Source organism: Streptomyces sp. NBRC 110035, from assembly GCF_000829695.1.
GTDB lineage: Bacteria > Actinomycetota > Actinomycetes > Streptomycetales > Streptomycetaceae > Streptomyces.
In genome coordinates, this window is sequence record NZ_BBNN01000020.1 from 261397 (window position 1) to 279224 (window position 17828).

The window sequence follows — 17828 nt, forward strand, 5'->3', positions numbered from 1 at the left end:
GACCTCACGAGCTCAGCAGATCCGCGGCAACTGCTCGCCGAGCGGCAGGTCCACCACCCTGGTCCCGCCCAGCGCGGTGCGGGCGACGACCATACCGGGGTGCGCGTCGGTCACCTCGCCGATCACCGCGGCGCCGGCGCCCAGGGGGTGCGCCCGCATGGCGGCCAGGACCGCGTCCGCGTGCCCGGGCGGCACGAACGCGACGAGCTTCCCCTCGTTGGCCACGTACACCGGGTCCAGCCCCAGCAGCGCGCACGCGTTGGTGACGGCCTCGGGGACCGGCACGGCGCGTTCCCGCACCACGATCCCGGTGCCCGACGCGGCGGCGATCTCGTTCAGCGAGGCGGCCAGCCCGCCGCGGGTGGGGTCCCGCAGGGCGTGCAGGTCGGGGGTGACGGCGAGCATCGCCTCGACGAGGCCGCCGAGCGGCGCGCAGTCGCTCAGGATCTCCACCCCGAACTCCAGCCCCTCCCGCACGCTCATGATCGCCACACCGTGCACGCCGATCGCCCCGCTGACGAGGACGGCGTCACCCGGAACGACCCGCTCCGGCCGCAGGTCCACTCCCGCCGGGATCAGTCCGATGCCGGAGGTGTTGATGTAGACGCCGTCGCCGTGGCCGGCCTCGACGACCTTGGTGTCACCGGTGACCACCTCCACCCCTGCGGCCCGCGCGGCGGCGCCCATCGCCGCGGCGACCCGCCCCACGACGTCCGTGGCGGTGCCCTCCTCGAGGATGAAGCCGCAGGACAGGTAGGCGGCGCGGGCACTGCTCATGGCGAGGTCGTTGACGGTGCCGTTGACCGCGAGGTCCCCGATACTGCCGCCGGGGAAGAACAGCGGACGCACCACGAACGAGTCCGTGGAGAAGGCCAGCCGTGCCCCGCCGAGCTCCAGGGCGGCGGAATCGGTCAGTGCCGCCGGTGCCGGGCCGCCGAACGCAGGGGTGAAGACCTGCTCGACGAGCTCGGCGGACAGCGCCCCGCCGCCTCCGTGGCCCATGACGATCCGCGGCTGGTCGCGCAGCGGTACGGGACAGGTCCGGGCGAGCAGGTCCGGGCGCGTGTCCCCGGCAGGCCGGACGGCTCCGGGGACGGTGCCGGTGGTGTCAGACAACGGGGCTGCCTTCCAGGGACGCGTCCGGCGTCGCCGGGGTGGACAGGTCGAGCCGCCGGTACAGGTAGTACGCGGCGCAGGCACCCTCGCTGGAGACCATGGTGGCGCCGAGCGGTGTGCGCGGGGTGCAGGTGGTGCCGAAGGCCTCGCACTCGTGCGGCTTGAGCAGCCCCTGCAGCACTTCGCCGCTGCGGCAGGCGGCCGGTTCGCGGGTGGTGATGCCGTCGACGGCGAAGCGGTGCTCGGCGTCGTGGTCGCGGTAGCGCCCGGACAGTCGCCAGCCGCTGTCCGGGATGACACCGATGCCGCGCCAGGCGCGGTCGGTGACCTCGAAGACGTCGTCGAGCACGGCCCGTGCCGCGGGGTTGCCCTCCGGGCGCACGGCCCGCGGATAGGCGTTGTCGACGCGGTGCGCAGCCCGCGCGTACCGCCCGGCCGCCGACCGTGACGTGGTCCCGGGCGGGATCGGCCGCGGTGTCGCCGCCCGGGTCCCACCAGGGGGTCCCGGGCCGGAACACCCCCGGCCCGTCGTCCGGTGCGCCGGCCGGCGCGTCCGGCGCACCGGTGACCTCCCGCAGACTCCGCACCGCGCCGTGCAGCCGTTCGAGGACCTCCGGCGGCATGGTGTCCGCCAGCTCGATCACGGCCGCGGCGCGTGCGTCGGTGCCCCTGGCCTCGCGTTTCTCCTCGTCGGTGAGGGCGGCGGTGCGCAGCGCCAGGATCTCGTCGATCTCGGTCGCGTCGTAGAGGGCGCCGGGACTCTCCGGTGCGATGGCCGGGTGGTCCTCGAGGGTGATCGGTGAGGAGAGCACCAGGTCGGCCCGGCCCGGTTCGCCGGCGAGCACCGGCCAGGTGTGCAGGTTGCGGCAGGCGGCGACGGCGTCCTTGGCCCATTCGGGCGGGTCCGTCATCGAGAGGAACGCCCCGGCGTCCAGGTGGAGCAGGGTGTGGCCGGCGACCAGCGAGTGCGGCAGTGCCGCGTCGCGGTCGCCGGCGTCGTCGGGACGCCGGGAGCTGGTGTTCTCGACGACCACACGCAGCCGTCGTGTGCGGTACGGGCCCTCCAGTTCGGTGGTGGAGACCCGGACGACGCCACTGATCTCCTCACGGCGGCGGACCAGGCGCCCGACCGGCCGCCCGTCCGTGACCGGCTCCGTCTCCTCGGCCGCGGCCCGGGTGAACGGAAAGGCCACCTCGGCGCCGGTCGGTTCGGCCACCGGCAGCACGAAGGCGACCTTCTCCTCCCGGCCCTCGTCCCAGGGGACCAGGACCCGGTCGTCGAGGCGCAGTTCGCGCACCGTCTCGTACGTCCCGTCGGCGCGTGCCCGCTGGACGACGCGCCGCTGGGTGTGCAGGAAGCGGAACTCGACGGCGAGTGCGGCGCCGCGCTTCGGTTCCATCAGGCATTCGGTGTGCTGGGCGGCGTGCTCCCCGGCCGCCGCGCACCAGGCGGGCGGGACGAGCACGCCGAACTGCCAGCGCAGTCGGTTCTTGGCGGCCGACGCCCGGTACGGATAGAGCACATAGCCCTCGAAGAGGACGGCGTCCGCGACCTGCCGGGCTACGGCGAGCCGGGCTTCGGTGTCCCGGGTGAACACGGCGGTCGTCATGGTGTCCGCTCTTCCGCCGCGTTCTCTCCCACCGCGTCGAGAAGCGACTCGACGGTCGCCTGCCACGACGGCAGCGCGTGGCGCGACCGGTAGGCGAGCAGCGCGTCCACGGAGGCCCGCGGCAGCCGGATCCAGCCGCAGCCCGGGAAGTGCTGCTCGATCATCTCCTCCCAGACCTTCACCGGCATCCGGTGGGCGGCCTCCCTGTCCCAGGGGACGGGCTCCACGTGGAATCCGCCGGCGCCGGTGAAGGCGGTGCCGGAGAACAGCATCAGCAGCGGCACCTCCCCGCCGGACAGGGCACGCAGATAGCGGGTGGCCGCGATGTCGGTGTCGTACGTGCACGGCACGACCAGGTCCGTCTCGGTCTCGCCGGTGAATCCGGGGACCATCACCGAGACCTGGGCGAACTGCACCGGGTTGAGGCTGCTGCCCCAGCGGGAGCGCTCACCGAACAGGTCGGCCAGCGCCTCGGCCTCCTCGTCCCCGTATCCGCGCCGGGCCGGTTCGACACGGATCTGGCAGCGCAGCGCGAGGGCGTGGACCCGGGTGCCCTCCGACGCGGTGATCCGCAGCCGGAACACCAGTGTCGGGCCGGCCGCGTACGCGTCGGCGCGTACTCCGGTGCAGCTGAAGGAGAACTCGGTCACGGACGGCTTCCTCCCGCCTCGCGCGCCTGGTCCCGTACGTGGGTGAAGAAGGCCTCGAGTTCGGCCCGGGCCTCGGCGCCGCCGTCGAAGCCCTGCCAGCGCAGTCTCATCCGGCCCACCAGCTCGTAGGCGAGGTCGACCGGCACGAGGAAGCAGTCGGTGCGGCCCTCGTGGCGGCGCAGCAGCAGGGCCTCCACATCGGGTTCGAGCAGTTCGGCGAGGCGGGTCGCGGCGAGCACCGTCTGCCAGGACGACGGCTCCAGTTCGCTCTCCGTCGCTCCGGCGGGACTCGGGTAGAGGGCCACGAGCCGGTCGAGGGCGGAGTTGCGGAAGAAGAAGGCGACGCCGACCGGGATCCGCAGCAGTTCCCAGGCGTTGTCGTCGATGCGGTGGCCGGGATCGCCCAGGAAGCGGCGGGGGACCGCCCGGAAGCGTCCCCTCGGGCCTTCCGCGCCGCCCGGGCCGTCCAGCAGCTGGAAGCACGGACCGCAGGCGCAGACCAGTGCCCGTTTCTCGGTGTCGACCAGGTGCGGGTGGCGTTCGCCGGCGAGGGACGCCGCGCACAGCTCGCACCGCTCCTCGCGGGGCCGGCGCGGGGCGGCGAAACGGCGCAGCCCTTTCGGCCCGGCGGTCCGCCGCGGCTGCCCCGGGCCGGTCACGGGCGCGCTCGACGGACGGCGGCCGACGAGCGGCCGTCCGCGGCCGTCCGCGGCCGTCCGCGGCGGTGCGCGGCGGGCCGTTGCCGATCTGGAGCAGCGCGGGCTCGCGTGCGGCGGCCGGCTCCAGGTCCACGTCCGTCACCTCCGGGGCGAAGCACGCGAGGGCGTCGACGGCCGCCTGCCGGACGGACTCCCGTGTGCTGGGTCGCCCGCAGCCCGTCGAGGCGGTCGCCCGCAGCCGCAGGACGCCGGTCGCCGGGTCGAATCCCGCGTTCTCGACGGGGTACGGGAGGCCTGCCAGGGCGCGGCCGACCCGGGCGTGCACATCCTCCGGGTGCAGCCCGTGCAGGTTCAGCAGGCCCGCGACGAGCTCATCGCCCAGGAGGCCGTCCCACGCACTGGCGGGCGGCCCTTCCGAGGGTCGCCCGAGCAGGTCGACCACCCGGGCGAGCCCTGCGCCGTAGAACTCCATCAGGGCGCGGACCAGTTCCTCCGCCGCCGCGCACACCTGGGCGTCGCCCGTCTCCGCGAGCCGGTCGAGCAGTTCCGACCTGCCGGCCGGCCTGTTCGGCGGTCACCGCGGTTGCTCCGGTCGCCCCGCTCATCCGGCGAGGCCGCTCAGACCGGTGGGCACGTGCATCGACTTCACCGTCCTGCCGCCACCGACGTACATGTGGACGCCGCAGGGCAGGCAGGGGTCGAAGCTGCGCACCGCGCGCATGATGTCGATGCCCTTGAAGTTCTCCGGCGGGTTCTCCTCGAAGATCGGGGTGTTCTGCACGGCGTCCTCGTAGGGGCCGGGGGTGCCGTAGGTGTCGCGGGTGGAGGCGTTCCACGGGGTCGGCGGATACGGGTGGTAGTTGGCGATCTTTCCGTCGCGGATGACCATGTGGTGCGAGAGCACTCCCCCTACGGCCTCGGTGAAGCCGACGCCGACGGCCTCGTCGGGCACCTCGAACTTCTCCCAGGTCTGGGTGCGTCCGGCGCGTACCTCCTCGAGTCCCTTCTCCGCGCAGTGCAGGGCGACGGCGGCCGCGTAGGCCTGGAAGTACGTGCGGGCGCGGTTGCGCTCCAGCGCGTTGCTCCACCGGGGGATCTTCCACTCGAAGGTGGTCTCGGGCCTGGTCATCGTGCGCGGCAGGTTGATCAGGACGCTGTGGCCGGTGGAGGCACGCGGCATCCGGGCGAGTTCCCGCTCACCACGGGCGCGGCAGGGCCGACGGACTGCCGGCCCTGCCGCGCCCGGGCCCCGCCCTCTTCGCGGCGGCGCGGAGCCGCGCCGCGGGACGGCCGGCGCGGCGTACGGCCAACCGGGTGACCTCGGTGGTGGCCTCCTACGCCCCGCAGCCGACCACCCGGTCGACGAACCCCATGCTCAGCACCGCCACCACGGACACCGGGCCGCGCGGGCGCGCGGGCGCGCGGGCGCGCGGGCCGCACGTTCCGGTGTCCTCCTGCCTTCGGCTCAGGAGGGGGACGCCACCCACCGGTACTGCAGCTCCGGCCGGCCCACGGTGCCGTACTGGGGGCGGCGGGCCGCGCGGCCCGCCTCGACCAGGTGTTCCAGATAGCGGCGGGCCGTGATGCGGGAGATGCCGACGGCCTCGGCGACGCCGCTGGCCGTCAGGCCCTCGTCGGCGTCGCGCAGGGCCAGGGTCACGCGTTCCAGGGTGGGTGCGCTCAGACCCTTGGGGAGGGCGGCCGGTCCGGGGGCGCGCAGGGCGGCCAGCGCGCGGTCCACCTCGTCCTGGCCGCTGGCCTCGCCCACCGACGCCCGGAACTGGGCGTACCGCACCAGACGGTCCCGCAGCGTCGCGAAGGTGAACGGTTTCAGCACGTACTGGACGACACCCAGGGACACGCCCTCGCGCACCACCGCCAGGTCCCGCGCCGAGGTCACCGCGACGACGTCCGCGTGGTGCCCGGCAGCCCGCAGGGAACGGGCCAGCTGGAGTCCGTGAACGTCGGGCAGGTGCAGATCGAGCAGGAGCAGGTCGACGGGGGTGCGCTCCAGCACCCGGCGTGCCTCGGCGCCCGTCGCCGCCTTGCCGACGGCGACGAACCCCGGCACCCGGCCGACGTACATCACGTGGGCGCCGGCGGCGACGGGGTCGTCCTCCACCACCAGGACACGGATGGGGCGCGTGCCGCTCATGCCGTGCCTCCCCGGGCGCGGCCGGCGCCGGCACCGGCCGTCGGGGTCCGCAGCGGGAGGCGTGCCTCGAAGCGGGCGCCGCCGTCCTGTGCCGACGTCACCGTCAGCGTGCCGCCGTGGCGGCTCACCGCCTGCCGCACCAGCGCCAGGCCCAGTCCCCGGCCACCCGGCCCGGACGGCTTGGTCGTGAAGCCCCGCTGGAAGACCGCCTCGGTGTGGTCCGGGTCCACGCCCGGACCCGTGTCGGACACCCGCAGGATCAGCTCCGCGCGGGCGTCGGTGAGGGCGGTGACCGTCACCCGGGGATTCATGCCGCCCAGCGCGGCGTCCACCGCGTTGTCGATCAGGTTGCCCAGGATGGTGACCAGGTCCCGGGCGGGCAGGGTGTCCGGCAGCAGCCCGTCGTCCAGCCGGCTGTCCGGCGTGACCACCAGCTCCACGCCCCGCTCGTTGGCCTGGGCGGTCTTGCCCAGCAGCAGCGCCGCGAGGACCGGTTCGCCCACCGCCGCCACCACCTGGTCGGTGAGCGCCTGGGCCAGTTCCAGCTCGGCGGTCGCGAAGTCCACCGCCTCCTCGGCCCGGCCCAGCTCGATCAGCGAGACGACGGTGTGCAGCCGGTTCGCCGCCTCGTGCGCCTGCGAGCGCAGCGCCTGGGTGAAGCCGCGCTCCGAGTCCAGCTCGCCCATCAGCGACTGGAGTTCGGTCACATCGCGCAGGGTCACCACGGTTCCGCGCTGCTCACCGCCGGACACCGGCGAGGTGTTCACCACCAGCACCCGGTCCGCCGTCAGATGCACCTCGTCGACCCGGGGCGCGGAGGCGAGCAGCGCGCCCGTCAGCGCCGCCGGAAGCCCGAGCTCCGCGACCGACCTGCCCACCACGTCCTCCTCCGGCCCCACACCCAGCAGCTCCCGGCCGCCGTCGTTGATCAACGCCACCCTGTACTGCCCGTCCAGCATCAGGAGCCCCTCGCGCACGGCGTGCAGCGCGGCCTGATGGTAGTCGTGCATGCGGCTGAGCTCGGACGCGTTCATCCCGTGGGTGTGCCGGCGCAGCCGGGCGTTGATCACGTACGTGCCGATCGCACCGATCCCCAGGGCGGCGGACGCGGCCGCGAGCAGGGCGGTCAGCTGGCCCTGCGCGCGCTGGCTGATCTCCTCGACCCGGATCCCCGCACTGACCAGACCGACGATCCGGTCGCCGTCCAGGACCGGGGTGACCGCGCGGACGGACGGGCCGAGGGTGCCGGTGTACGTCTCGGTGAAGGTGCGCCCCTCGAGAGCGGCGGCGGTGTGGCCGCGGAACGCCAGGCCGATCTGGTCCGGGTCGGGGTGGGTCCAGCGGATGCCCCGCGGATCCATGATCGTGACGAAGTCGACGTCGGTGTCGCGCACCACCGCCAGCGCGTACGGCTGGAGCGTCGCCGAGGGGTCGGCCGTACGGATCGACTCCCGCACCGAGGGCGAGTCCGCGACGGACAGGGCCACCGCCGTGGCCTGGCGGCCCGCCGCGTCCTCCGCCTGGCTGCGGTCGCCGACGTGGCTGACCAAGGCGTATCCCACCACGAGCACCGCTATCAGCACCGCCTGCATGGCGAAGAGCTGGGCCGCGAGGCTGCGGGGTTTCGGGAGGGCGATGCGCATCCCGTCAGTGTGCATCCCCCTGCGGGCGCGAACTCAATGAACGTAAGGGTGACCGCGCTCACAGGGCAGGACATAGTCACGGCAGTCCCCCCCGACCCTCATCCCCCGGACGTGAGCCGCACGCCGGTGATGCCGACGACGTCGTCAAGGAGGCCGCCGTGACCAGCACAGCCGATACGGCACCTGCCGCTCCCCCAGTGAAGCGGGACCGCACGCACTATCTCTACATCGCGGTGATCATCGCGGTCGCCCTCGGCGTCGCCGTCGGCCTGCTGGCCCCCGGCTTCGCGGTCGAGCTGAAGCCGATCGGCACCGGGTTCGTGAACCTGATCAAGATGATGATCTCGCCGATCATCTTCTGCACCATCGTGCTGGGCATCGGCTCCGTGCGGAAGGCCGCCAAGGTCGGCGCCGTCGGCGGTATCGCCATGGGCTACTTCCTGGTGATGTCGCTGGTCGCGCTCGGCATCGGCCTGGTCGTCGGCAACATCCTGGACCCGGGAACGGGGCTCGCGGTCACCGACGCGGTCAAGGAGACGGGCCAGGCCCAGGTCGACGCGGAGGCCAAGTCCACCACCGACTTCCTGCTCGGCATCATCCCGACCACGATCGTGTCCGCCTTCACCCAGGGCGAGGTCCTGCAGACCCTGCTGGTCGCCCTGCTGTGCGGGTTCGCGCTGCAGGCCATGGGCAAGGCCGGCCAGCCGGTCCTGCGCGGCATCGAGCACATCCAGCGGCTGGTCTTCCGGGTCCTCGCCATGATCATGTGGGCTGCCCCGGTCGGTGCCTTCGGCGCCATGGCCGCCGTCACCGGAGCCTCGGGCGTGGACGCGCTGAAGAGCCTCGCGGTGCTGATGCTCGGCTTCTACATCACCTGTGTGCTGTTCATCTTCGTGGTGCTCGGCGCGCTGGTGCGGATCGTCGCGGGGCTGAACATCTGGTCGCTGTTCAGGTACCTGGGCCGTGAGTTCCTGCTGATCCTGTCCACCTCCTCGTCCGAGTCGGCGCTGCCGCGGCTCATCGCGAAGATGGAGCACCTGGGCGTCAGCAAGCCGGTCGTCGGCATCACCGTCCCCACCGGCTACTCCTTCAACCTCGACGGCACCATGATCTACATGACCATGGCCTCGCTGTTCATCGCCGACGCCCTGGGCACGCCGATGTCGATCGGCGAGCAGATCCCGCTGCTGCTCTTCCTGCTGGTCGCCTCCAAGGGCGCCGCCGGTGTCTCCGGTGCCGGCCTCGCGACGCTGGCCGGTGGCCTGCAGTCGCACAAGCCGGCCCTGGTGGACGGCATCGGTCTCATCGTCGGCATCGACCGCCTGATGAGCGAGGCCCGCGCCCTGACCAACTTCGCGGGCAACGCGGTCGCCACGGTGCTGATCGGCACCTGGACCAAGGAGATCGACAAGGAGCGGGTCGGACAGGTCCTCTCCGGCACCCTCCCCTTCGACGAGGCCACCCTGCTCGACGAGCACGGCAACGACGACCCCGCCGATCCCGCCGACCCCGCCGGGGCCCCCGCACCGGGCGGCGAGAAGGAACTCGCCAAGGCCTGACCCACAGGCCCCTGCCTGCCGCACAGGGGCCGGCGCCCCAGTGCTCCCCCCCCCCGCCGCCGAGCGGCCGGACTCCCTCCCCCGTGAGCCCGGCCGCTCGGCCCTTTTCCGTTCCGGTTCCGGGCCGGGACCCGGAACCGTCCCGTCCCGCCTTGCCCTGACGCCGACGTCAGGGCTTACGTTCACCGGTATGCGAATCGGCGAGCTGGCCGCACGCGCCGGGACCACCACGCGGACGCTGCGGTACTACGAATCACGGGGACTGCTGCCCGCGCGGCGTACGGGCAACAACCACCGGACGTACGAGGAGAGCGACCTGAATCTGCTGCGGCAGATCCGGACGCTGCAGGACTTCGGGTTCGAGCTGGAGGAGACCCGGCCCTTCGTGGAGTGTCTGCGGGCCGGACACCCGAAGGGCGACGCGTGCCCCGCCTCGCTCGCGGTCTACCGGCGCAAGCTGGACGAACTCGACGCGCTCATCGGCGAGCTGCGGGCCGTACGGGCGAGCGTCGGGGAGCAGTTGGCGCGGGCGGAGAGGGCACGCGACGAACTGGCGGCCGACGCCGCGGTTCCGGGAGGTCCGGAACCGGTGTGCGAACTGGGAGGGCACAGGTGAGCAGGGCGAAAGACGTGAGGGAAGTGACCGACGCGGACTTCGCGGCGGAGGTGATCGAATCGTCGCTGCCGGTGCTGGTGGAGTTCACCGCCGACTGGTGTCCGCCGTGCCGGCAGATGGCACCGGTGCTGAGCGCGCTGGCCGCCGAGGAGAGCGGGCGGCTGAAGGTCGTCCAGCTGAACGTGGACGCCAACCCGGACACCACCAACGCGTACAAGGTGCTGTCGATGCCGACGTTCGTGGTGTTCCGAGGAGGTGAGCCGCTGCGGTCGATGGTGGGCGCCAGGCCCAAGCGGCGGCTGCTCGAGGAACTGGGCGAGGTGATCTGAGCCGGCACCGGCGCCGCACAGAGGAAACCCCCGGGTAATTGCGCCCGGGGGTTTCCTCTGCGTATATTCGTTGACTCGCGACTTCAACAGAATTGAGTCGCAAAGAAGTTCAGTGGGCACACTGTATCCGGGCGGGAGCAGAATTGTCAAACAGCGAATATCCGGACCATGAATTCCGGCAGGAACAGGAATTCATCGACGGACTGTACGCACGCGTGGACGCCCTGCGCGGTGACACCGAGGTGTCCCTCACGGACGCGCTCGGGCAGGGCAACACGCCCATGCAGGCCAGGCTGGAGCGGGACATCCTCGTCGCCGAGCGGTCCGGGCTGCTCGCGGCGCTGAACGCGGTGGACGGTTCGCTGTGCTTCGGCCGGATCGACCTCTCCTCGGGCGACACCCACCACATCGGCCGGATCGGCCTGCGCGCCGACGACGCCGAGCGCACCCCCGTCCTCGTCGACTGGCGCGCCGACGTCGCCCGCCCCTTCTACCTGGCCACCGGCCACACCCCGATGGGGCTGAGGCGCCGGCGGCACATCACCTCCGAGGGGCGCACGGTCACCGCCCTGCACGACGAGATCCTCGACCTCGGCGACGAGACCCGTACCGGCCACGAGGACCCGACCGGCGACGCCGTGCTGCTCGCCGCGCTCGACTCCGCGCGCACGGGCCGCATGGGCGACATCGTCCGCACCATCCAGGCGGACCAGGACCGCATCATCCGTGCCCCGCACCGCGGTGTCCTGGTGGTCGAGGGCGGCCCGGGCACCGGCAAGACCGCCGTCGCCCTGCACCGCGCCGCCTACCTCCTCTACGAGCACCGCGAGCTGCTGGCCCGCCGCGCCGTGCTGATCGTCGGCCCCAACCCGGCGTTCCTCGGCTACATCGGCGAGGTGCTGCCCAGCCTGGGCGAGACCGGCGTGCTCCTCGCGACCGTCGGCGAGCTGTTCCCCGGCGTGAAGGCCACCCGGGCGGACACGCCCGAGGCCGCCGCGGTGAAGGGCCGGGCCGACATGGCGGACGTCCTGACCGAGGTCGTCCGCAGCCGGCAGGCGCTGCCCGACCCGGTGATCACCATCGAGCACGACCGCGAGATCCTGATGCTGGACGACGGCCTGGTGCGGGTCGCCCGCGAACGCACCCGCGCCGCCAAGCTGCCGCACAACGCGTCCCGCGAGTACTTCGAGGGCCACATCCTCAACGCGCTCACCGACATGGTCGCCGAACGCATCGGCACCGACCCGTACGACGGCACCAACCTGCTCGACCCCAGCGACATCACCCAGATCCGCGACGAACTCGCCGAGAACCCCGACGTGTGGTCCGCCGTCGACCGGTTGTGGCCCCGGATCACCCCGCAGCGGCTGATCGCCGACTTCCTCGCCGCACCCGAGGACTTCCTCCCGGCCCAGGACGCCGCCGCGATACGCCGCCCGGTGACCCGGCACTGGACCGTCGCCGACGTGCCACTGCTCGACGAGGCCGCCGAACTCCTCGGCGAGGACGAACGGTGGGTGCGCGAGCGGGCCGACCGGGAGCGGCGGACGCGGATCGCGTACGCCCAGGGCGTCCTGGACGTGTCGTACGCCTCGCGGACCTTCGAGTTCGACGACAAGGAGGACGACGACCCCGAATCCTCCGAGGTGCTGTCCGCGCACGACATCATCGACGCCGAACGCTTCGCCGAGCGGCACGAGGAGGAGGACCACCGCAGCGCCGCCGAACGGGCCGCCGCCGACCGCACCTGGGCGTTCGGGCACATCATCGTCGACGAGGCGCAGGAACTGTCGCCGATGGCCTGGCGGCTGCTGATGCGGCGCAGCCCGACCCGCTCGATGACCCTGGTCGGCGACCCGGCGCAGACCGCGGAGGCGGCCGGGGGCGGCTCCTGGGCGGACATCCTCGCCCCGTACGTGGAGGACCGCTGGGAGCACACCCGGCTCGGCGTCAACTACCGCACCCCGGCCGAGATCATGGACGTCGCGGCGGCCGTGGTCCGTGCCGAACACCCCGGCTTCGAGCCGCCCGGCTCGGTCCGCTCCACCGGCGTGCGCCCCTGGGCCCGCGCCACCGACGACCTGCCCGGTGCCGTCGCCAAGGCCGTCGCGGAGTTCGGCGGGCCCCAGGGCGGCCGGCTCGCGGTCATCGCCCCGCGCGACCTGCACCGCGCCCTGGCCGCCCGCCTCGACGGGGTGACGGCGGGCGCCGAGCCCGACCTGACGCAGGAGGTCGTGCTGCTCGACCCGCGGCAGGCCAAGGGCCTGGAGTTCGATTCCGTCCTCGTGGTCGAACCGGGGCGCTACGGCACCAGCGACCTGTACGTGGCGCTGACCCGCGCCACCCAGCGGCTCGGCGTCCTGCACACCGGGCCGCTGCCGAAACCGCTGGCGGACACGCTGGCATGACAGGAGGGCCCGGCGACGGCCGGACCGGTCAGGCCGGGCGCAGCCAGACCGTGGCCAGGGGCGGCAGGGTCAGCCGGACGCTCGCCGGGAAGCCGTGCCGCCCCTGCGGCTCCGGCTTGACCGGGTCCGGGTTGGTGACGTCGCCGCCGCCGTAGCGGCCCGCGTCGGTGTTCAGGACCTCGTGCCAGGCGGGCACGCCGTCCGGGACACCGACGAGGTAGTCGTGCCGGACCACGGGGGCGAAGTGGGACACCGCGAGCAGCGGGGTGCCGTCCCGGTCGTACCGCAGGAACGCGAGCACGTTGTCCTCGGCCGCGTCCCCGGCCACCCACCGGAACCCGGCCGGCTCGGTGTCCCGCTGCCACAGCGCCGGGGTGTGCCCGTACACGGTGTTCAGGTCGCGCACCAGGTCGCGCACCCCGCGGTGGTCGGCCTCGGCCCCGTACGCCGGGTCCAGCAGCCACCAGTCCGGGCCGTGCTGCTCGGACCACTCCGCTCCCTGCGCGAACTCCTGTCCCATGAACAGCAGCTGCTTGCCGGGGTGGGCCCACATGAAGCCGAGGTAGGCGCGCAGGCCGGCGCGCTGCTGCCACCAGTCGCCGGGCATCTTCGAGACCAGTGACCGCTTGCCGTGCACGACCTCGTCGTGCGAGATCGGCAGCACGTAGTTCTCGCTGTACGCGTACACCATCGAGAACGTCATCCCGTGGTGGTGGTACCTGCGGTGCACCGGCTCGTGGCTCATGTACTCCAGCGAGTCGTGCATCCAGCCCATGTTCCACTTCAGCCCGAAGCCTAGCCCGCCGAAACCGCTCGGGCCCTCGTGATGGGTGGCCCGGGTGACGCCGTCCCAGGCCGTGGACTCCTCCGCGACCGTCACCACACCGGGCACCCTGCGGTACACCGTCGCGTTCATCTCCTGGAGGAACGCCACCGCGTCCAGGTTCTCCCGGCCGCCGCGCTCGTTCGGCTGCCACTGTCCGGGCTCGCGCGAGTAGTCGAGGTACAGCATCGAGGCGACGGCGTCCACGCGCAGCCCGTCGATGTGGAACTCCTCGCACCAGTACACGGCGTTGGCCACCAGGAAGTTGCGCACCTCGCGCCGCCCGAAGTCGAACTCCAGGGTCCCCCAGTCGGGATGGGCCGCCCGCAGCGGGTCCGCGTGCTCGTACAGCGGCCGGCCGTCGAACTCGGCCAGCGCCCACGCGTCACGCGGGAAGTGCGCCGGCACCCAGTCCATGATCACGCCGATGCCGGCCCGGTGCAGGGCGTCGACCAGGTACCGGAAGTCGTCCGGAGTGCCGAGACGGGCCGTGGGCGCGTAGAAACCGGTGACCTGGTAGCCCCAGGAGCCGCCGAAGGGATGCTCGGCGACCGGCATCAGCTCGACGTGCGTGAACCCCAGGTCCTTCACGTACGCGGGGAGCTGGTCCGCAAGCTGCCGATACGTCAGGCCCGGTCGCCAGGAGGGCAGGTGGACCTCGTACACCGAGAGCGGCGCCTCGTGCGCGGGCACGTGGGCGCGGCGCTCCAGCCACTCGGCGTCCCCCCACGCGTACCGCGACGACGTGACGACCGACGAGGTGGCCGGGGGGACCTCCGTACGCCGTGCCATCGGGTCGGCGCGCAGGGTCCTCGAACCGTCGGGCCGGGTGATGTCGAACTTGTACAGCTCACCCTCGCCGACCCCCGGCACGAACAGCTCCCACACCCCGGACGAGCCCAGTGACCGCATGGGGTGCCCGGTACCGTCCCAGAAGTTGAAGCCGCCCGCCACCCGTACCCCGCGCGCGTTCGGCGCCCACACCGCGAACCGGGTGCCCCGCACGCCCTGGTGGGTCATGGGGTGCGCGCCGAGCACCGTCCACAGCTCCTCGTGCCGCCCCTCGCCGATCAGGTGCAGATCGAGTTCGCCGAGCGTGGGCAGCAGCCGGTACGCGTCCTCGACCTCCCGCACCGTCCCCTCGTAGGCCACGAGCAGCCGGTAGGCCGGGACCTCCCGCAGCGGCAGCAGTGCCGAGAAGAACCCGCTCCCGTCGTCGTGCAGCTCGACGGTGAGGCCCCCGGAGACCACGGTCACGGCCAGGGCGTACGGCTTGAAGACCCGGAAGGCGACCCCGCCCGGCACCGGATGCCCGCCCAGCGCCGTGTGCGGGGCGTGGTGTGTGCCGTCCAGCAGCCGCTCCCGGTCGGCGGTGCCCAGAGCGGGGGAGACCGCGAGCTCCGCCTCCGGCGGGGCGAGCCGGCCGGCCTCCGGGCCCGTGCCGGAGGCCGGCACCTGCACGGCCCTGGCCTTCTTCGCCCTGCCCTGCTTCGAAGCGCCCTTCTTCGTCGCGGTCTCCTTCGCCGTGCTCTTCTTCCCGGCGCCCTTCTTCGAGCCGCCCTTCTCGGACATCTCCTCGGCTGCCGCGGGCTTCTTCTCCCGCGCGGACGCCGGCGGCTCGGCGGGCCGTTGTTCGGCAGGCTGCTCCGGATGCGAACCGCTGGACTCGGGACGGGGGGTCACGGACGGGGCCTCCTGAGAGAAGGGCGGGCGGGTCAGATCTGGTCGGTGCCGGCGAGTCTGCGCACCGCCGCCATCGGGACCGGGAGCCACTGAGGCCGGTGCCGGGCCTCGTACAGCACCTCGTAGACGGCCTTGTCCGTCTCGTAGGCGCGCAGCATCACGGGATCGGTGCGCGGGTCCCTGCCCGCCGCTTCCGCGTAGCCGGAGCAGTAGGCCGCCCGGCAGTGCTCGGCCCAGTCCGGCTGCGGCGGGTCCACGGAGCGGGCCGCGTAGTCGAAGGACCGCAGCATGCCGGCCACGTCCCGGACCACGGGCTGCGGCATCCGCCGCTCGGCGAGCGGCCGGGCCGGCTCGCCCTCGAAGTCGATCAGCGACCACTCTCCCCCACCGCCGAAAGCGTGGGAGGGGCCCCCGGCCGGGGACCGCAGGCACTGGCCGAGATGCAGATCGCCGTGCACCCGCTGAGCGGTCCAGGTCTGCCCCTCGGCGGCCAGGTCCTCCAGCGCGGTGTACGCCGAGCCGAGACCGGCCGCGTACGGCCGCAGCGCGGGCACCGCCCGGACGGCCGCCGCCAGCCGCTCGGCCATGCCGGCGACCATGATCCGCAGCCGGCTGTGGCCCAGGGTGACCGTCGGCAGCGCGCGGGCCAGCGCGGTGTGCACCTCGGCGGTGGCCCGTCCCAGCGCGCGCGCCTCGGCGACGAAGTCCTCACCCTTGGCCAGCTCCCGCAGCGCCAGCTCCCACCCGTCCGTCGCGCCCTGCACGTACGGCTGGAGCACACCCAGCACATGCGGTTCACCGGGGTCGGCCGGGTCCGGGTCCGCGACCAGCCACGCCGTGGGCGGCGGCACCCGCGGGCAGCCCTCGCGGGCCAGCGCCAGCGGCAGCTCCAGATCGGGGTTGACCCCGGGCACGATCCGGCGCAGCAGCTTCAGGACGAACGCGTCCCCGTAGACGACGGACGAGTTCGACTGCTCGACCGTCATCAGGCGCGGCACCAGACCGGGCCGGATCTCCTGCCCCGGGTCCCGCTCGAAGCGCAGAACGCCGATCCGGGCCCGGGTGCGCAGGGCCTCCAGGAGCAGTTCGGCGGGCCGGGCGTCGTGCAGGGCCTCGTAGACCGTCCGTCCGGCGAGCGGGCCCTCGCTCATGTGCCCGATCAGCGCGTTCGCCAGCCGGGGCGGCAGCGCCTCACGCACCCCGATCAGCAGCTGGTAGCAGTCACCGGGGCGGGCGGCGCCGCCCTCGGGGGCGGGCGAACCGGGTGGGACGGACGGGTCGGGCTGGTGGGCGCGGACGAGCAGGTGGTACAGGCCCAGCCGGGCGGTGGGCGGCAGCAGCTCGGTGGCCGCGACCAGGGTGAACCCGGTGACCGGCCGCCCCTTGCCCGCGAACCAGCGCTGTCGCGGCAGCCATTCCCTGAGCAGTGGATCCAGCGACACAAGGAGGCCGGGCGGGGGTGCGACCGTACGTATGACGGCTTCCGACATTTCAGTCGCGTCCTTTCCCCGGGATCGTCGGGGTGTTACTGATGCGTGCCCCGGGCGGGGCGGGAGAAACCGCCCCACCCCGGGTTCCCTGCGTGCTACGCGGTGTCCCCGCGCAGGCGGAACCAGTAGAAGCCGTGGCCCCCGAGGGTGAGCAGGTACGGCAGTGCTCCCACGGCCGGGAAGCGCACCCCGCCGAACAGTTCGACCGGGTGACGGCCCTCGAAGGCGCTCAGGTCGAGTTCGGTGGGCTGCGCGAAGCGGGAGAAGTTGTTGACGCAGAGGACCAGGTCGTCCTCGTACTCCCGGAGGAAGGCGAGGACGGCGGGGTTGGAGGAGGGGAGTTCGGTGTAGGTGCCGAGGCCGAAGGCGGGGTTCTGCTTGCGGATCTCGATCATCCGGCGGGTCCAGTGCAGCAGTGAGGAGGGTGAGGCCATGGATGCCTCGACGTTGGTGACCTGGTAGCCGTGGACCGGGTCCATGATCGTGGGCAGGAACAGCCGGCCGGGGTCGGAGGAGGAGAAGCCGGCGTTGCGGTCGGGGGTCCACTGCATGGGGGTGCGGACGGCGTCGCGGTCGCCGAGCCAGATGTTGTCGCCCATGCCGATCTCGTCGCCGTAGTAGAGGATCGGCGAGCCGGGCAGGGACAGCAGCAGGGCGTTGAAGAGTTCGATCTGGTTGCGGTCGTTGTCCAGGAGCGGGGCGAGGCGGCGGCGGATGCCGATGTTGGCGCGCATGCGGGGGTCCTTGGCGTACTCGGCCCACATGTAGTCGCGTTCCTCGTCGGTGACCATCTCCAGGGTCAGCTCGTCGTGGTTGCGCAGGAAGATGCCCCACTGGCAGCCCGAGGGGATGGCGGGGGTCTTGGCGAGGATCTCGGAGACGGGGTGGCGGGACTCGCGGCGTACGGCCATGAAGATGCGGGGCATGACGGGGAAGTGGAAGGCCATGTGGCATTCGTCGCCGCCGACGGCGTAGTCGCCGAAGTAGTCGACCACGTCCTCCGGCCACTGGTTCGCCTCCGCCAGCAGCACGGTGTCCGGGTACTGCGCGTCGATCTCCTTGCGCACCCGCTTGAGGAAGGCGTGCG

Annotated in this window: 12 protein-coding genes and 3 pseudogenes; 4 read left to right on the forward strand and 11 right to left on the reverse strand. The window is 72.9% G+C overall.

Annotation, left to right across the window (positions count from 1 at the left end; genetic code table 11):
• Nucleotides 1-12: 12 nt before the first annotated feature.
• The 8 genes and pseudogenes from hypE to TU30_RS10760 form a co-directional block, all read right to left on the reverse strand.
• Nucleotides 13-1116 (reverse strand): hydrogenase expression/formation protein HypE, encoded by a 1104-nt coding sequence (hypE, locus tag TU30_RS10730; protein WP_042167683.1) that lies wholly within the window; start codon nucleotides 1114-1116, stop codon nucleotides 13-15.
• Nucleotides 1109-1537: pseudogene (locus TU30_RS33905) on the reverse strand (hydrogenase formation protein HypD); the annotation flags it as partial. The pseudogene TU30_RS33905 and the gene hypE, both read right to left, overlap by 8 nt.
• Nucleotides 1533-2726: pseudogene (locus tag TU30_RS10735) on the reverse strand (hypothetical protein); the annotation flags it as partial. The pseudogenes TU30_RS10735 and TU30_RS33905, both read right to left, overlap by 5 nt.
• Nucleotides 2723-3376 carry a DUF6084 family protein gene (locus tag TU30_RS10740; RefSeq protein WP_042167686.1) on the reverse strand — a complete coding sequence of 218 codons (654 nt, stop codon included), beginning with the start codon at nucleotides 3374-3376 and terminating at the stop codon, nucleotides 2723-2725. The gene TU30_RS10740 and the pseudogene TU30_RS10735, both read right to left, overlap by 4 nt.
• The gene (locus tag TU30_RS10745) at nucleotides 3373-4035 is read right to left on the reverse strand and encodes a DUF5947 family protein (RefSeq protein WP_042167688.1); all 663 of its coding nucleotides are present in this window, start codon (nucleotides 4033-4035) and stop codon (nucleotides 3373-3375) included. The genes TU30_RS10740 and TU30_RS10745 overlap by 4 nt, the downstream gene beginning before the upstream one ends.
• A 601-nt stretch (nucleotides 4036-4636) precedes the next feature.
• Nucleotides 4637-5203: pseudogene (locus TU30_RS10750) on the reverse strand (nickel-dependent hydrogenase large subunit); the annotation flags it as partial.
• 297 nt (nucleotides 5204-5500) lie between these two features.
• Entirely contained in the window at nucleotides 5501-6190 is a 690-nt protein-coding gene (locus TU30_RS10755; protein ID WP_042167693.1) for a response regulator, read from the reverse strand.
• Nucleotides 6187-7833 carry a sensor histidine kinase gene (locus TU30_RS10760; RefSeq protein WP_042167696.1) on the reverse strand — a complete coding sequence of 549 codons (1647 nt, stop codon included), beginning with the start codon at nucleotides 7831-7833 and terminating at the stop codon, nucleotides 6187-6189. The genes TU30_RS10755 and TU30_RS10760 overlap by 4 nt, the downstream gene beginning before the upstream one ends.
• Before the next feature lie 158 nt (nucleotides 7834-7991).
• Here TU30_RS10760 and TU30_RS10765 point away from each other — a divergent pair, with 158 nt between their 5' ends.
• The 4 genes from TU30_RS10765 to TU30_RS10780 all read left to right on the forward strand — a co-directional run bounded on the left by TU30_RS10765 (nucleotide 7992) and on the right by TU30_RS10780 (nucleotide 12745).
• On the forward strand, nucleotides 7992-9392 hold the full coding sequence (locus TU30_RS10765; RefSeq protein WP_042167699.1) for a cation:dicarboxylate symporter family transporter: 1401 nt from the start codon (nucleotides 7992-7994) through the stop codon (nucleotides 9390-9392).
• A gap of 190 nt (nucleotides 9393-9582) precedes the next feature.
• The gene (locus tag TU30_RS10770; protein WP_042167701.1) at nucleotides 9583-10008 is read left to right on the forward strand and encodes a MerR family transcriptional regulator; all 426 of its coding nucleotides are present in this window, start codon (nucleotides 9583-9585) and stop codon (nucleotides 10006-10008) included.
• Nucleotides 10005-10337 carry a co-chaperone YbbN gene (locus TU30_RS10775; protein ID WP_304951810.1) on the forward strand — a complete coding sequence of 111 codons (333 nt, stop codon included), beginning with the start codon at nucleotides 10005-10007 and terminating at the stop codon, nucleotides 10335-10337. The genes TU30_RS10770 and TU30_RS10775 overlap by 4 nt, the downstream gene beginning before the upstream one ends.
• Before the next feature lie 125 nt (nucleotides 10338-10462).
• The gene (locus tag TU30_RS10780; RefSeq protein ID WP_042167806.1) at nucleotides 10463-12745 is read left to right on the forward strand and encodes an AAA family ATPase; all 2283 of its coding nucleotides are present in this window, start codon (nucleotides 10463-10465) and stop codon (nucleotides 12743-12745) included.
• Nucleotides 12746-12773: 28 nt separating this feature from the next.
• Here the strand turns inward: TU30_RS10780 and glgB are convergent, their stop codons facing one another.
• The 3 genes from glgB to TU30_RS10795 all read right to left on the reverse strand — a co-directional run.
• On the reverse strand, nucleotides 12774-15251 hold the full coding sequence (gene glgB / locus TU30_RS10785) for a 1,4-alpha-glucan branching enzyme (protein ID WP_078878218.1): 2478 nt from the start codon (nucleotides 15249-15251) through the stop codon (nucleotides 12774-12776).
• A gap of 32 nt (nucleotides 15252-15283) precedes the next feature.
• Nucleotides 15284-16741, reverse strand: coding sequence for a maltokinase (locus tag TU30_RS10790; RefSeq protein ID WP_042167706.1), 1458 nt, complete (start codon nucleotides 16739-16741; stop codon nucleotides 15284-15286).
• 95 nt (nucleotides 16742-16836) lie between these two features.
• Nucleotides 16837-17828, reverse strand: a 992-nt coding sequence (locus TU30_RS10795; RefSeq protein WP_042167811.1) for an alpha-glucosidase C-terminal domain-containing protein, incomplete at its 5' end; no start/stop codon positions are given.

Excerpts from the sequence above, each read along its gene's own strand:
- TU30_RS10755 (WP_042167693.1), bottom strand. The coding sequence starts at position 6,190 with ATGAGCGGCACGCGCCCCATCCGTGTCCTGGTGGTGGAGGACGACCCC.
- TU30_RS10790 (WP_042167706.1), bottom strand. The coding sequence starts at position 16,741 with ATGTCGGAAGCCGTCATACGTACGGTCGCACCCCCGCCCGGCCTCCTT.
- TU30_RS10760 (WP_042167696.1), bottom strand. The coding sequence starts at position 7,833 with ATGCGCATCGCCCTCCCGAAACCCCGCAGCCTCGCGGCCCAGCTCTTC.
- TU30_RS10770 (WP_042167701.1), top strand. The coding sequence starts at position 9,583 with ATGCGAATCGGCGAGCTGGCCGCACGCGCCGGGACCACCACGCGGACG.